We start from the raw sequence: 14,417 nt of genomic DNA on the forward strand, positions 1-14,417 counted from the left end.
AGCGCATAGTGAAAAATAAACATTCAACGCAATAAAAAGCCCCTTGGCATCAGCCAAGGGGCACGTTATCGACATGCTTACACTACCGTCACACGTCTTGTTACAAACCAGCAGCCTGGCGCAGAGTGTCGGCTTTATCAGTTTTTTCCCACGGGAAGGCGGTAAAGGTTTCTGTATGAACTTGGCCTTTGTCATCTACCCAGCTGTAGCTATGCTCAAACGGCTCACGCCCAAAGTGACCATAAGCAGACGTGAGGCGATACATCGGATGTAGCAGATCGAGCATTTTGGTAATCGCGTAAGGGCGCAGATCAAAGTGCTCACGCACTAGCTCGACAATTTTAACATCGTCGATTTTACCGGTGCCGAAGGTATCGATGGAAACCGACGTCGGCTCGGCAACGCCGATAGCGTAGGAAACCTGGATTTCGCACTTATCAGCCAGACCTGCGGCAACGACGTTTTTAGCCACGTAACGGCCAGCGTAAGCGGCGCTGCGGTCAACTTTAGACGGGTCTTTACCAGAGAAAGCTCCACCGCCATGACGCGCCATACCGCCGTACGTATCGACGATAATTTTACGCCCTGTTAAGCCACAGTCGCCCACCGGGCCACCAATAACAAACTGGCCGGTCGGATTAATGTGGTACTGGGTATGCTCATCCAGCCACTCAGCGGGAATCACTTGCTCGACGATTTCGCGCTTAACCATTTTGCGCAGGTCATCTTGGCCGATTTCCGGGTCGTGCTGAGTAGACAATACGACGGCGTCGACACCACAGGGCTTGCCTTCCGCGTTATAACGGAACGTTACCTGACTTTTGGCATCTGGGCGTAGCCACGGCAGCAGACCGTTTTTACGCAGCTCCGCCTGACGCTCAACCAAACGGTGCGAGTAGTGAATTGGCGCCGGCATAAACGAATCAGTTTCGTTGGTCGCGTAGCCAAACATCAATCCCTGATCGCCAGCACCCTGATCTTCAGGTTTCGTGCGGTCGACACCTTGAGCAATATCAACGCTTTGCTTGCCGATCAGGTTGATTACCCCACAAGTTGCGCCATCAAAGCCCACGCGAGATGAGGTGTAGCCAATATCAGTAATCACGTCACGCACCAGTGCTTCCAGATCAACCCACGCAGACGTGGTGATCTCACCAGCAATAATGGCAACGCCTGTCTTCACCATGGTTTCACAGGCAACGCGGGCCTGTTTATCTCGGGCGATAATGGCATCTAGTACCGCGTCGGAAATCTGGTCGGCAATCTTATCAGGATGCCCTTCTGAGACAGACTCGGAGGTAAACAGGGAATATTCGCTCATCGCGCTCTCGACCCTCTGTATGACGGCTGCAGAGTGACCGCAGCATCAGCAGGAAATCATGGCAGGAAGTTCAGTTCCCTGCCCATATATAGAAGCGGCACGACTATTTTCGCTACCACTTCGGGAGGCAGAGTCTACACGCTGTTGGGGGTTCTTCCCAGAACGTGGCTCCAGAATTTGCCGCCGCCGGGGAAGTCAGCGACAATAGCACCTTTATTATTTCCGTTTTCAGGCGAGGAGCACCCCCATGCCGTCCCGTTTTGAGCTGGCCAATGCCATTCGCGCCCTTTCCATGGATGCTGTTCAGAAGGCCAAATCTGGCCACCCTGGCGCGCCTATGGGCATGGCTGATATCGCCGAGGTGCTGTGGAATGACTACCTCAAGCACAACCCCGAAGATCCCAAATGGGCTGATCGCGACCGCTTCGTGTTGTCTAATGGCCACGGCTCAATGCTGCTTTATTCACTGCTGCACCTCAGCGGCTATGAATTAAGCCTGGAACAGCTGCAGAACTTCCGCCAGTTGCATTCGCCCACGGCTGGCCACCCCGAATTTGGCTACGCACCAGGCATCGAAACCACCACCGGCCCACTGGGCCAAGGGTTCGCCAACGCCGTTGGTTTTGCGCTTGCTGAAAAAACGCTGGCCGCGCAGTTTAATCGCCCTGGCCACAACATTGTTGATCACCATACGTGGTGCTTCCTGGGTGACGGCTGCTTAATGGAAGGCATCTCCCATGAAGCCGCATCGCTGGCAGGTACTCAGCAGCTTGGCAAGCTGATTGCCCTGTATGATGACAACGGCATCTCTATTGATGGCGAGGTGGAAGGCTGGTTTACCGACGACACCGCTAAGCGCTTTGAAGCGTACGGCTGGCACGTGGTGCCAAACGTCGACGGCCATAAGCCGGAAGAGATCAAAGCGGCCATTGAATTAGCCAAGAGCCACGACGATAAGCCGAGCCTGATTATCTGCAAAACAATCATTGGCTTTGGCGCACCTAACAAACAGGGTAAAGAAGAGGCACACGGTGCACCCTTAGGTGACGACGAAGTGGCCCTCGCCCGTAAGCAACTCGGCTGGGAACACGCACCGTTCCATATCCCCGAGCCCGTGTACTCTGCTTGGGATGCCCGTAACGCTGGCAAAACCCGCCAGCAGGAGTGGGATGCCCGCTTCGCCCGTTATGCCGAAGCATTCCCAGCCGAAGCCAAAGAGTTTGAGCGCCGCATGAAGGCGCAGCTACCGGCAGAACTTTCAACCGCTGCGCTCATTGAGCAGGCGCAAGAGAAAGGTGAAAGCATTGCCTCTCGCAAGGCCTCTTTTGAAGCGTTGAATGTTATCGGCCCGCAAATGCCTGAGCTGCTCGGCGGTAGCGCCGATCTTGCGCCGTCTAACTTGACCTTCTGGAAGGGCGCCAAAGCCATCACGCCGGAAGACGCTAGCGGCAATTACCTGCACTACGGGGTACGTGAGTTCGGCATGGGCGCGGTGATGAATGGTATCGCCCTTCACGGTGGTTTCGTACCTTATGGCGCGACCTTCCTGATTTTCATGGAATACATGCGTAACGCCGTGCGGATGGCCGCGCTGATGGGCCAACAAGCCATTTATGTATTTACCCATGACTCTATTGGCCTGGGCGAAGATGGCCCCACTCACCAGCCGATTGAGCAGCTGACCAGCCTGCGCACAACGCCTAACCTGAACACATGGCGCCCCTGTGACGCGGTTGAAACAGCGGCTTCCTGGGATGCAGCGGTGAAGCGTCACGCCGGCCCCACCGCGCTGGTGCTCTCGCGCCAGAACCTGCCTCATCAGCAGCGCACCAAGGCGCAACTAGCGGCCATTCAGCGTGGTGGTTACATTTTGAAAGACAGTGACGGTACGCCCGAGCTGATTTTGATTGCTACCGGCTCTGAAGTATCGCTTGCCATGGACGCCGCAGCAGAACTAGAGCAGCAAGGTAACGCAGTGCGCGTGGTTTCCATGCCGTCAACCTACTGTTTTAATGGCCAAGACGCGGAATACCGTGAAAGTGTACTGCCCAAGGCAGTCACCAAACGGATTGCGATCGAAGCGGGCCATGCCGACTACTGGTACAAGTACGTTGGCCTGGATGGTCGTGTTATCGGTATGACCACCTACGGTGAGTCTGCACCTGCGGGCGAACTGTTCAAACATTTCGGCTTTACGGTTGAAAATATTGTTAAACAGGCCAATGAGCTGCTGGCCTAACGCCATGCAGGCTGATCTAGCGCGGGTTCTGCCATGCCCGCGCTAAATGGTCTGCTTTGGCTAATTAGCTATTGGTTAATTGGGGAAGTGGTCATCCACTTCTCCGGTTTGCCTTTTTCTTCAGGGGTGGTGGGCATGCTGTTGCTATGTGCCACCCTTGGTGTCTTAGGGCGCGTGCCTTCAAGTTTAGCGGCCGCAGCACAACCGTTAATCGCGCTGCTGGCCATGTTGATTATGCCAGGCGTCGTTGGCGTGTTCTTTATTCTGGATGAACTCGCGGGTCAGTGGTTCGCCATACTTATTGCGCTATTGCTAGGGACGTTATTAAGCGTGATTACCACGTTATGGTTATTACAACGGCTAATTGGGCGATCAGATGCCCACTGATATGTTGTCCACTCTAACAGCCACACCGCTGTTTGCTGTAGGACTTACCCTTGCAGCCTATTTGCTCGGCAACCTGATTTTTAAGCGCTTGCGCAACCCTTCTTGGCTACCCGCTATTCTAATCGCTGCGTTGCTATTAGCAGCGGCACTTGTCGCGATAGGGCTGCCTTATTCGATTTACCAACAAGGGGCCTCATGGCTCACCATTTTGTTAGGGCCGGCGACTGTTGCCTTAGGCATGCCACTCTATCAACAGTTGCCACGCATTCGTGAACTGTGGCAACCGCTGACACTTTGTTTACCGATCGCCGCCGCACTAGCGGCCTGCTACGCAATCGGCATTGCTTGGCTAATGGGGGCTAGTCCCACTATTTTGGCGTCACTCGCCGCTAAATCAGTCACCGCGCCAATCGCCATCGGCATTACTGAACAGCTCGGCGGCAACGTAGCGTTACTAATGGGGGCGCTGTTAGTGACAGGAGTGGTTACCATTCCCTTCGTGAGTGTCGTTGCCCGGCTGCTAAAAATTAACGATGAACGCATTATTGGTTTCGCACTGGGTCTCAATGGCCATGCCATTGGCACTGTGCGAGCCTTTGAACTGAGCCCAACGGCTGGCGCGTTTGCCTCGTTAGGCATGAGTTTAACCGGTATTTTTACCGCCCTGTTGCTGCCACTCGCCTGGCGGCTGATCGGCACGGTCAGCTGAAAAACAAACTCAGTTGAAATACGCTATCATTGAGCAATTTTTTGAGAGCCGCTTCGCGACATGGCTAATGCAAACTCGACATATCGAATTGCCATTAATGGTTACGGACGCATTGGCCAATGCGTGTTAAGAGCGTTGGTTGAGCGCAACCACCCAGAAATTGAAGTGGTCGCCATCAATGAGCTATCTGATCTTGCGACGATTACCTACCTTACTCGCTACGATACGACCCATGGTCGTTTCCCTGGCGAAGTAGACAATGACGGTGAATGCCTGCTTATCAATGGCCAGCGCATACACGTTCTTTGCGAGCGTGACCCGCAGGCTCTGCCCTGGGCAGCACTAGATATTGATTTAGTTCTGGAATGCTCTGGTAGTTTCAAGGATCGTGCGACAGCGGAGCAGCATTTAGCCGCTGGCGCTAAGCGACTGCTGTTTTCTCAACCCGCCGAAAGCGATGTGGATACGACGATTGTGTGGGGCATCAACGAACATGAGCTCACACTCTCCCACCGCATTCTCTCAGCAGCCTCATGCACCACCAACTGCCTTGTCCCGTTACTCACCGTACTGGACGAAGCACTAGGGCTTGAACACGGCGTTACCACCACTATTCACTCGGCCATGAACGACCAGCCCGTCATTGATGCTTATCATCAAACGGATCTGCGCCTGACACGCTCGGCCATGCAGTCAATTGTCCCCGTAGACACGGGGTTGGCCGTCGGGATCAGTCGCCTGATGCCAAGTCTGTCCGGTCGTTTTGAATGCCTGCACGTGCGCGTACCCACCATTAATGTCTCTGCGATGGATGCCGCATTGACTGTGCGTCGTGATACGAGCGCCGAGCACGTTAACGACTTACTACGATCCGCCAGTCAGCAGCGCTTAGCTGGCGTATTAGGCTATACCGAAGCCCCCATGGCATCGATAGATTTTAATCATGATCCACGCTCTGGCATCCTAGACGCCACGCAAACACGGGTCGCGGGGACACGCTTAATTAAGCTGCTGTGTTGGTTTGATAATGAATGGGGCTTTGCCAATCGTATGCTGGATATCACCCAGCGGCTGGCATCGCTTTCCAAAAGCAACGCTCGCTAGGCCTGCATCATGTCTTTTCATCTGCTTGAACACGAGGAAACCGCTCACATGAACGTGCAAAAAATGACCGACCTGCCCCTGGAAGGGCAGCGCGTGCTGATTCGTGAAGACCTTAACGTACCGATCAAGCATGGACGTGTTTCCAGTGACGCTCGTCTTCGCGCGGCGCTGCCAACCATTCAGGCAGCAGCTCAAGCAGGTGCAAAAGTGATGCTAATGAGTCACTTAGGCCGTCCTACTGAAGGTGAGCCTGCTGAAGAATTTTCACTCGCACCCGTCGCTGAGCGCTTAGGCGAGTTGCTTAGCCGCCCCGTTACGCTGATCAGCGATTATCTCGAGACAGCGCCAACATTGGCTAACGGCGATGTTGTGCTGCTAGAGAACGTGCGCTTTAACAACGGTGAGAAAAAGGACGACGAACAGCTTTCCAAGCAATACGCAGCGTTATGCGACGTTTTTGTAATGGATGCCTTCGGTACGGCTCATCGTGCGCAGGCCTCTACTCACGGCGTGGCGCGCTTTGCGCCACAGGCGTGCGCAGGACCGCTGCTTGCCCAAGAGCTTGATGCGCTTGAAAAAGCGTTGGCAAACCCGGCGCGCCCCATGACAGCCATTGTAGGCGGCTCTAAAGTATCCACCAAGTTAGACGTACTCACCGCCCTTTCAGACAAATGCGACCAACTGATTGTTGGTGGTGGTATCGCCAACACGTTTATCGCTGCGGCAGGCTATAATGTTGGCAAATCGCTCTTTGAGGCAGATTTGATCGGCCAGGCAAAAGCACTCATGGAAAAAGTAGCCATTCCGTTACCGACGGATGTCGTCGTTGCCACTGAGTTTTCTGATTCCGCAGAAGCTGTCATCAAGCCAGTTGATCAGGTCGCCGATAACGAAATGATTCTGGATATCGGTCCCGACACCGCTAGCTACTTAGCCAGCTTACTGAAAAATGCAGGCACTATTTTGTGGAATGGCCCTGTCGGTGTATTTGAAATTGATCAGTTTGGTAAAGGAACCGAAGTGCTTTCTCAGGCGATTGCCGACAGTAGCGCTTTCTCAATTGCTGGGGGCGGTGATACGTTAGCAGCGATTGATAAATATGCCATTGCTGACCGCGTTTCCTATATCTCTACTGGCGGTGGCGCATTTCTTGAGTACGTTGAAGGCAAGCAGTTGCCTGCCGTCGCCGCACTCGAGGCTGCCGCTCAGCGCGGTTAAATCTTTAAACAAATGGCACGCTCACTGCCTTTGTACATACATACAACCCAACTAAGGTGATCCCATGGCTTTGATCAGCATGCGCCAAATGCTCGACCACGCAGCCGAATATGGCTACGGCATTCCAGCATTCAACGTTAATAACCTTGAGCAGATGCGCGCCATCATGGAAGCTGCTGACACCACTGACTCGCCGGTTATCGTGCAAGCCTCTGCTGGCGCGCGGAAATATGCTGGTGCCCCCTTCCTGCGCCACCTGATCTTGGCAGCAGTTGAAGAGTTCCCGCATATTCCAGTCGTGATGCATCAGGACCACGGTACTAGCCCTGCTGTTTGCCAGCGCTCCATTCAACTCGGCTTCTCCTCAGTAATGATGGACGGCTCTTTGGGTGAAGACGGTAAAACACCGATGGACTATGACTACAACGTCGATGTCACTCGCCGTGCCGTAGAAATGGCGCATGCTTGTGGTGTCTCCGTTGAAGGCGAGCTAGGCTGCCTAGGCAGCTTAGAGACGGGCATGGCTGGCGAAGAAGACGGCATTGGTGCCGAGGGCAAGCTGGACATGGAACAGATGCTCACCGACCCTGAAGAAGCCGCTGAGTTTGTCAAAGCAACCCACGTGGATGCGCTGGCTATCGCCATTGGTACCAGCCACGGGGCTTATAAATTTACCAAGCCACCCACTGGCGACACCCTGTCGATCCAACGCATTAAAGAGATCCATGCGCGCATTCCCGACACGCATCTGGTAATGCACGGTTCATCATCCGTGCCACAAGAGTGGCTGGAAGTGATTAACCAGTATGGTGGTCAAATTCCGGAAACGTATGGTGTACCGGTCGAAGAGATCATCGAAGGCATTAAACACGGTGTTCGTAAAGTCAACATCGACACCGATTTACGTCTTGCTTCTACGGGTGCAGTCCGCCGCTTTATGGCCCAGAACCCTTCCGAGTTCGACCCGCGTAAATTCCTTAAAGAAACCGTGACCGCCATGCGTGACCTGTGTATTGCACGCTATGAAGCTTTCGGCACTGCTGGTAATGCGAGCAAAATTAAACCCGTCAACTTAGAAGTAATGTTCCAGCGTTACGAGCGCGGCGAGCTGGCACCGAAAGTGAAGTAACGTTCTCTTCACGCATTCCCCTTAAGGCGGCCGATTGGTCGCCTTATTTTATTGCAGCGCAGCGCTAATTCGCGACGCTTAACACGCTAAAAGCACTACTCATTATCGTTGTTGCTCTGCTCACCCTCGCCGCTTTCGGTTGCATCCTCGGCACTACCAGTACCTCCCGTGCCTCCCTGTGTATCTTCTGCATTATCAGCATGGTTACTTTCATCGCCGCTGGTTTCCTCAGCGTCGTTGGAAGTGGGCTCATCTCGCTGAACTGCTCCTGCCTTGATACCGTACTTCTCCTCTAATGCCGCATCGTCTAATGCGTCGTGCTGCGTATTATCTGAATCTGACGTTTCGGCTTGCGCTTGCCCTGCCATCAGTAGGGATGTACAGAAAGCAATTGAAAACACCCAAGGTGTAAATCGCATCGAAGCTCTCCTTTTTTGTGGTTATCAAAGCTTAGTCTAAACATGGCTACCCATCAGTGCTGTTGCTTTAAAAAGCCCTTCCTGCCCCTGCAATGAGGCTATCACTCAGCCCTTTCCTTGGGCCCCTAGATATAAACCTGTAAAAAATTATCAAACAGTGTTCACAAAGAGCTAAAAATCCCGTTCAATAGCAGTATGGTCGGCTTAAACTAACACGGGCAGCGCGAAAGACGTTGCAAGGAATGACAATGCCGCTTCCACTTTTGCTGTTTGACTGTGATGGCACCCTCGTTGATAGCGAGCCACTTCTAGCGGAAGAAATGGCTATCGGTCTAAATTCGGTAGGCTTACCCTTTAAATCCACCGATTATCTCGGCGAGTTTCGAGGTGCCCGTTTTCGACGAATTGTGGCAGAGTTACAGCAGCGTTACGGTAGTGTCGATGAAGCTCAATTAGCTAGCATGGAGCAGGCGATGCGAACCAACTTAGCTAATCGTTTATCAAGCGAGCTGAAGGCAATTCCTGGCGTCCATGAATCACTTGAAGTATTGAGTAATTACCCGAGTGCGGTTGTATCTAATGGCCCAGAAAGCAAAATTCATACTGCTTTACAAGCAACCGGCCTCGCCAGCTACTTTGGGAAGCGTTTGTTCAGCGGTTATACGGCTAACTGCTGGAAACCAGAACCCTGTCTTCACCTTCATGCAGCTAGTATCATGGGTTTTTCAGCAAGTGACTGTATTGCCATCGACGACGCACTCGTTGGCGTAAGGGCAGCACTACAAGCTGGCATGACCGTCATTCACTTGAATCGTTACCCAGACGCTGAAACGACACCTGAAGGCGCTATTATGATCAGTAACATGTATCAGCTTCCTGTCGTCGTCGAGCGCCTTACTCATGAAAAGTGGCAGATACCAGTGCCTCAACATTCAATAGAGAAATAAGTATGGCTTCATTACGTGATCAGCTCGGCGGCCTTGTGTATTCAACAGAACAAGGCAAGACTTGCCCAAGCTGTCGCGAGTCTATCGACCAATGCCGCTGCGCAGATACCAGCGAGCAAGCGCGCATTGCTAATTTAGACGGAATTGTACGAATCCGACGTGAAACCAGTGGTCGCAAGGGAAAAGGAGTCACCACGATTAGCGGCATACCGCTTTCCAATGCGGAGTTGAAAACGCTTGCTAAGACACTGAAGAAACGCTGTGGCACCGGTGGTGCTGTAAAAGATGGCATTATCGAAATTCAGGGCGATCACCGGGAAACGTTACAGCAAGCATTAACATCGTTAGGCTACCAAGTTAAATTAGCAGGTGGTTGACACACTTCTGTGATAGCGCTCTGTCTTGAGGCAAAGCACTAAAGGGCAAGGCACTGCAATGAATTGGTTAGAATACCTGCTACCACTCATTTTTCTGTTTCCCATGGCGGCCATGGGTGGCATTGTCTTGGCGCTGCGTAGCCTTCACGATGCACGCGTTCAGTCTCCCTTTAATGCTCCCTTGCGTGAACCCGGTCAAGCTCTGCGGCACCGCCTTGACCAAGCTTTTTCTAGCCTGTTTTTAAATGGTGCGCTCGGTCCCATTATTAGCCTTGCCCCGCTGGTGTATGGCATGGGCCGTATGCTGTTTGTGGAGAAGCAAGACTGGTTGGAGTGGGCATTATATGGCTTACTTAGCACGCTGTTAGTACTGGCTTTTTCACTGTTACTTGTGCGCGATTACCAGCGCATTCGCCGTCTTAAACTCGGTTTAGCTTGTGAATTAGCCGTTGGCCAAGAACTTGAACGCATGGTGAGGCCAGAAGCCCACCCTTATTATGTGTTTCACGACGTCCCCACCGATAGCTTTACTATTGACCATGTCGTTGTCACACCACATGGCGTTTTCGTGGTAGAAACACGTGCACGAGCATTAGCGATTGGTAGCAATGGTAAGGAGCTAAATAGCGTAGCCGTTGAACGTGAGCGGCTACGTTTTCCTCACTGGCAAGAACGCCGCCCTCTGCACAAAACACGTCAGGGTGTTAGCTGGCTGACGCAATGGCTTGAGCGTCGTTGTGGTGTTCCTGTGCCGGTACAAGGTGTATTGGTTTTGCCGGGTTGGGACGTTGATACTAGCGAAGCTGCCCCCGATATATTAGTCGTTAGCGGTGAGCAGCTGTCGCGTCAACTAACCGAGCTCACCCCTGGCCAGATGAGCGATGCCATTCACGATAAAGTGATTCATCTACTCATTGAACGTGCACGCCTTATGGAGCTCAAGCACCTGCGTCAACCCTCCGTATAGAAGGTTAATTACCGCGCAAGCGCCCTCCCATTTCTTGCGCAAGATCAACAGCATAGTGATCGGTCATGCCACCAATAAAATCCAGCATGCGCCGATAGCTATCGTAGAGCGTCCAGGACGGCAATGGCGTGTTTTCACCAATCAACGCCAGCACGCGCTGGTGCTTGAATGAGCTATGCCCTGTGTGATGTAGTTCATTAGCAGCACCAATAAATGCTTCTAATAAAATCCCTAGCGTTGTATAGGCACCAATTTCAAGTTTGGCTTTGCGCTCATTTTGAAAAATGCGCTCACGAGCTAACTGCTTTGCCGCTTGAACGCCCCACCCCAGGTCAGGATGACACAGCTCCAATAAATCCTGACCTAACGTTCCGCTGAGCAACGCTTGCTCATGCTGCACAAAAACCGCCCCCACATCATTCACCGCGCGTTCCATAGCGGCACCGCGCAGTAACGCAATTCGACGCCGCTGAGATACTTTCCGCCTCTCCATCTCAGCGTATTCTGGAGGGAATTCGCCCGCGATCTGACGCAGTATCTCGACCACTTCCTCATAGCGAAGAATCCCCATCTCTAAGCCATCTTCTAAATCAAGCAGGGCGTAGCAGATATCATCAGCCGCTTCGACAAGCCAGGCAAGCGGGTGACGACACCAACGCTGATCTCCTTGGGCAAGAAGCCCGACAGCCTCAGCCACTTCTTTTAACAGCGCCTGTTCAGACTGGTAACAACCGAATTTACCAGCACGCCCGCTGTAGCGTACTGTCCAGGGGTATTTAAGCAGAGTACCTAACGTAGCGGCAGATAACCGCATGCCACCATTAAACTGGTTGTACTCAATTTGGGTAATAACACGGAAGCCTTGGGCATTGCCTTCGTAGGTCAGTAAGTCATCACGCTCTGCATCAGACAAGCCATCTAGCAAGCCACTTTGTTGAGCACGCCGAAACCAATCACGAATTGCATATTCACCGGCATGACCAAAAGGGGGGTTGCCAATATCATGCCCTAAGCACGCTGTCTGAACGATCACCCCTAAGTCAGCGGGTGTGATCCAGCCAGGCAGGCGGTCCCTTAGTAACTCGCCCACAATCATACCTAGCGAGCGACCAACGCAGCCGACTTCCAGTGAATGGGTCAAGCGCGTATGGATATGATCATTTTCAGTCAGTGGATGCACTTGCGTTTTCCGACCCAAACGCCGGAAGGAGCCCGAGAAAACGATACGATCATGATCTTTATGAAAAGGACTTCGCCCGATTTCATGGGTTGCTTCACGCACACCGCCAGGGCGTTTATCGTGAAGGCGTTGAGGGGATAATAACTGGTCCCATTGCATCTGTGTCATAGCGTTCCTCCGTGAGAGCAACATTTTGACATAAATCCAAGCAAGATAACCGCCTTCAACCTCAAGACATGCGTGCAGCGGCAAACGTCGCTACACACATGTTATATGGCAGTGGCACGCCCCATTGATCAGATAATTTTTAACGCTCGGTAGAGGGGCAACCGCGCGTCTAGAAAATCACCAGCCTGACGCTCAAGCTCAGCCAAATTCTCATTTTCATCTGAAACTGGCTTGCCCTCTTTAAGCAGGCATTTGTTTTGAGACGCCAAAATACGCCATGCAAAACTAGCTAACGTTTTAGCGTCCTCGCCGCCCTCTAACGTGGCAAGCAGGAAAAACTGATGGAACAGCGATACAGCGACACCACCTCCCGTCACCGGGCTTGCGAGATAACTCAACTCAGTCGTGCTTCTTGACTGGCTCATTAAAAAACGATTTAGTCGACCAGTCTTGGACGCTACTTTAGAAATATCATCGTCGGACTGGGCAGGCAAAATAATACCCTTTGATGCCAGTATGGCAATTGCACTGTTCAATGCAGGACGCCCCACTCCATGCTCTTTTGCAACCTGCCAAAGTTCGGATACAAATACCGGTTGATAGGATGAAAGCGCATCTAGCAGCGGCGTATAAATATTGCTAGGCAAGTCAAAATTACCCAGTCGCCCTGCGATTTTTAGCTGCACATCTTTACGTGGCACTCCCATAATCACGCGAAGACCATCTAGCATTTCATCTTTATCAAGCCCACTTAAGCGGCGCGCCCCTTTTACCCAATAATCGGTACGAAACTGACGGTTCTCACAAAAATCACGCACCGACTGGCGAAATAGCGGGTTAGGAATGTTATTAATTAAGGCCTGTTGCTCATTGGTTAACTAAATACTTTCAATGGCATCTACATATCGCGCACTGCAAGCCCAATCCATCTTGGCGGGTTCTAGCCAGCGTGCCATTTTAGCAAATGCCATCGGCTCCCAATCGCGGTTAAAGTATTCATGAGCTATGTAATTTTTATTATCTTGTTTAATTTTCGCTAAGCGATTCTTAATCTGGGGGTTAGCATTACAGTACTCTGGGTTCACGGCCACCAGCTGCTCGGCAAACGTGATCGCGTCTTCAATTCTCGAAATGGTGCCCGCCCCCTGAGCACTCATAAGGTCCGCGTGCTCGGCTAATAGGTCACGCATAGGCACCATGGCTGCCCATCCTGGTTGTGTGTTGTAGCTAATGTACAGCACACCTCCCACCTTCAGCTTACGGCGAATAAAATCGACAATCACTGCGCGGTTTTCATCCGAAATCCAGCTCCATATGCCGTGAAGGCCGATATAGTCGAATTCAGGTAGGTCATCACGCTGGCAAAATTCATCAAATGCATCATCATGTAGCTTTGCATTAGCACCGCTAATAGATGATAACTCCTGCGCAAAGGCTGCTTGATGGGGATTAAAATCTGTCCCGTACCAATTGATTTGTGAAGCAGCCGCATGAATGTTGGTGCTAATGCCCTGACCAAACCCCAGTTCACAGGCATTAATAACGTTTGGCGGCCGAATACCGGCGTTGATAAATCCTAGCGCAATTCGCAAAGGATTAAGTTCAGTATAATACCCATAAGTATAATTAATATCCGCTATGTATCCAGACGTCCAATCCAACATAACACCTGCTCCCAAGCAATGGCGTATTATTCAATTGTTAAGCGAAGCCACTTATCACCAGAGTCTGAGAAACAGATAGAAATACGCATATCGCTCTGCTAGCTCTGACACACACTCGATGACATAAACCCTGGCACAAACACTGTTGTTAGAATCTTGATAGTGAAGTATTTGATCCACTGGGTCTACTGGAGAGATGATGGGAAGTTTGAAGGATTGTTACGCAATCACTAACTATATAATTGAATAAATTCGTAAATTTTTTTTGCTGCCAGCTAAGTGACTTTCTTTCACACACAAAAAATCCAGCCAATGGGCTGGATTCTTTGTTTAATAAGTACCTGGCGATGACGCCACCCAGCCCTCCGCGCCGCCTCGTCATTCCCGCAGGCCCTTAGCGGGAATCCATGTTGGCCTGAGGTTTCGGGCTGTTGCAGGCCAAGGTCAAGGTGGATTCCCGATAACCCCACTCGGGAATGACGGTGCAGTGACTTGGGAACGTCCCTAATTGATTTTCTTCCGCGCAAACAAAAAACCCAGCCGGTTGGCTGGGTTCTTTGTTAAATAAGTGCCTGACGATGACCTACT

The 14,417-nt window shown here is 51.9% G+C and carries 12 protein-coding genes and 1 pseudogene; 9 read left to right on the forward strand and 4 right to left on the reverse strand.

Features of this window, described 5'->3' with window-relative positions:
• Positions 1-100: 100 nt before the first annotated feature.
• A complete protein-coding gene (metK, locus tag INT19_RS06795) occupies positions 101-1,321 on the reverse strand; it encodes a methionine adenosyltransferase (protein WP_083000252.1) in 1,221 nt (406 codons plus the stop codon).
• 247 nt (positions 1,322-1,568) lie between these two features.
• On the opposite strand from metK, the gene tkt reads away from it, so the two are divergent.
• From tkt to fba, 6 genes are all read left to right on the forward strand, one after another.
• The gene (tkt, locus tag INT19_RS06800) at positions 1,569-3,560 is read left to right on the forward strand and encodes a transketolase (protein WP_193060203.1); all 1,992 of its coding nucleotides are present in this window, start codon (positions 1,569-1,571) and stop codon (positions 3,558-3,560) included.
• Between the two features lie 33 nt (positions 3,561-3,593).
• Positions 3,594-3,947, forward strand: coding sequence for a CidA/LrgA family protein (locus INT19_RS06805; RefSeq protein ID WP_089037279.1), 354 nt, complete (start codon positions 3,594-3,596; stop codon positions 3,945-3,947).
• A complete protein-coding gene (locus tag INT19_RS06810; RefSeq protein ID WP_193060204.1) occupies positions 3,937-4,656 on the forward strand; it encodes an LrgB family protein in 720 nt (239 codons plus the stop codon). The genes INT19_RS06805 and INT19_RS06810 overlap by 11 nt, the downstream gene beginning before the upstream one ends.
• A 60-nt stretch (positions 4,657-4,716) precedes the next feature.
• Entirely contained in the window at positions 4,717-5,760 is a 1,044-nt protein-coding gene (locus tag INT19_RS06815) for a type I glyceraldehyde-3-phosphate dehydrogenase (protein WP_193060205.1), read from the forward strand.
• A gap of 48 nt (positions 5,761-5,808) precedes the next feature.
• Positions 5,809-6,978, forward strand: a complete 1,170-nt coding sequence (locus INT19_RS06820; protein WP_193060206.1) for a phosphoglycerate kinase — start codon at positions 5,809-5,811, stop codon at positions 6,976-6,978.
• 64 nt (positions 6,979-7,042) lie between these two features.
• Positions 7,043-8,107 carry a class II fructose-bisphosphate aldolase gene (fba, locus tag INT19_RS06825; protein ID WP_193060207.1) on the forward strand — a complete coding sequence of 355 codons (1,065 nt, stop codon included), beginning with the start codon at positions 7,043-7,045 and terminating at the stop codon, positions 8,105-8,107.
• A 95-nt stretch (positions 8,108-8,202) separates the two neighbouring features.
• On the opposite strand, the gene INT19_RS06830 is transcribed toward fba, so the two are convergent.
• A complete protein-coding gene (locus tag INT19_RS06830) occupies positions 8,203-8,526 on the reverse strand; it encodes a hypothetical protein (protein WP_193060208.1) in 324 nt (107 codons plus the stop codon).
• Between the two features lie 248 nt (positions 8,527-8,774).
• Here INT19_RS06830 and INT19_RS06835 point away from each other — a divergent pair, with 248 nt between their 5' ends.
• The 3 genes from INT19_RS06835 to INT19_RS06845 are packed head-to-tail and all read left to right on the forward strand — an operon-like array spanning position 8,775 to position 10,817.
• Positions 8,775-9,473 (forward strand): HAD family hydrolase, encoded by a 699-nt coding sequence (locus tag INT19_RS06835; RefSeq protein ID WP_193060209.1) that lies wholly within the window; start codon positions 8,775-8,777, stop codon positions 9,471-9,473.
• 2 nt (positions 9,474-9,475) lie between these two features.
• On the forward strand, positions 9,476-9,850 hold the full coding sequence (locus INT19_RS06840; protein WP_125744723.1) for a translation initiation factor Sui1: 375 nt from the start codon (positions 9,476-9,478) through the stop codon (positions 9,848-9,850).
• A 58-nt stretch (positions 9,851-9,908) separates the two neighbouring features.
• Positions 9,909-10,817 (forward strand): nuclease-related domain-containing protein, encoded by a 909-nt coding sequence (locus INT19_RS06845; RefSeq protein WP_089037272.1) that lies wholly within the window; start codon positions 9,909-9,911, stop codon positions 10,815-10,817.
• Between the two features lie 4 nt (positions 10,818-10,821).
• On the opposite strand, the gene INT19_RS06850 is transcribed toward INT19_RS06845, so the two are convergent.
• Entirely contained in the window at positions 10,822-12,165 is a 1,344-nt protein-coding gene (locus tag INT19_RS06850; RefSeq protein ID WP_193060210.1) for a deoxyguanosinetriphosphate triphosphohydrolase, read from the reverse strand.
• 128 nt (positions 12,166-12,293) lie between these two features.
• A pseudogene (locus INT19_RS06855) lies at positions 12,294-13,829 on the reverse strand (class I SAM-dependent methyltransferase).
• Positions 13,830-14,417: the final 588 nt, after the last annotated feature.

It is taken from the genome of Halomonas sp. 3A7M (assembly GCF_014897875.1).
GTDB lineage: Bacteria > Pseudomonadota > Gammaproteobacteria > Pseudomonadales > Halomonadaceae > Vreelandella.

What these genes read in the sequence shown, in the direction of transcription:
- metK (WP_083000252.1), bottom strand. Translation starts at nt 1,321, where the DNA reads ATGAGCGAATATTCCCTGTTTACCTCCGAGTCTGTCTCAGAAGGGCAT.
- tkt (WP_193060203.1), top strand. Translation starts at nt 1,569, where the DNA reads ATGCCGTCCCGTTTTGAGCTGGCCAATGCCATTCGCGCCCTTTCCATG.
- INT19_RS06805 (WP_089037279.1), top strand. Translation starts at nt 3,594, where the DNA reads ATGCCCGCGCTAAATGGTCTGCTTTGGCTAATTAGCTATTGGTTAATT.
- INT19_RS06810 (WP_193060204.1), top strand. Translation starts at nt 3,937, where the DNA reads ATGCCCACTGATATGTTGTCCACTCTAACAGCCACACCGCTGTTTGCT.
- INT19_RS06815 (WP_193060205.1), top strand. Translation starts at nt 4,717, where the DNA reads ATGGCTAATGCAAACTCGACATATCGAATTGCCATTAATGGTTACGGA.
- INT19_RS06820 (WP_193060206.1), top strand. Translation starts at nt 5,809, where the DNA reads ATGAACGTGCAAAAAATGACCGACCTGCCCCTGGAAGGGCAGCGCGTG.
- fba (WP_193060207.1), top strand. Translation starts at nt 7,043, where the DNA reads ATGGCTTTGATCAGCATGCGCCAAATGCTCGACCACGCAGCCGAATAT.
- INT19_RS06830 (WP_193060208.1), bottom strand. Translation starts at nt 8,526, where the DNA reads ATGCGATTTACACCTTGGGTGTTTTCAATTGCTTTCTGTACATCCCTA.
- INT19_RS06835 (WP_193060209.1), top strand. Translation starts at nt 8,775, where the DNA reads ATGCCGCTTCCACTTTTGCTGTTTGACTGTGATGGCACCCTCGTTGAT.
- INT19_RS06840 (WP_125744723.1), top strand. Translation starts at nt 9,476, where the DNA reads ATGGCTTCATTACGTGATCAGCTCGGCGGCCTTGTGTATTCAACAGAA.
- INT19_RS06845 (WP_089037272.1), top strand. Translation starts at nt 9,909, where the DNA reads ATGAATTGGTTAGAATACCTGCTACCACTCATTTTTCTGTTTCCCATG.
- INT19_RS06850 (WP_193060210.1), bottom strand. Translation starts at nt 12,165, where the DNA reads ATGACACAGATGCAATGGGACCAGTTATTATCCCCTCAACGCCTTCAC.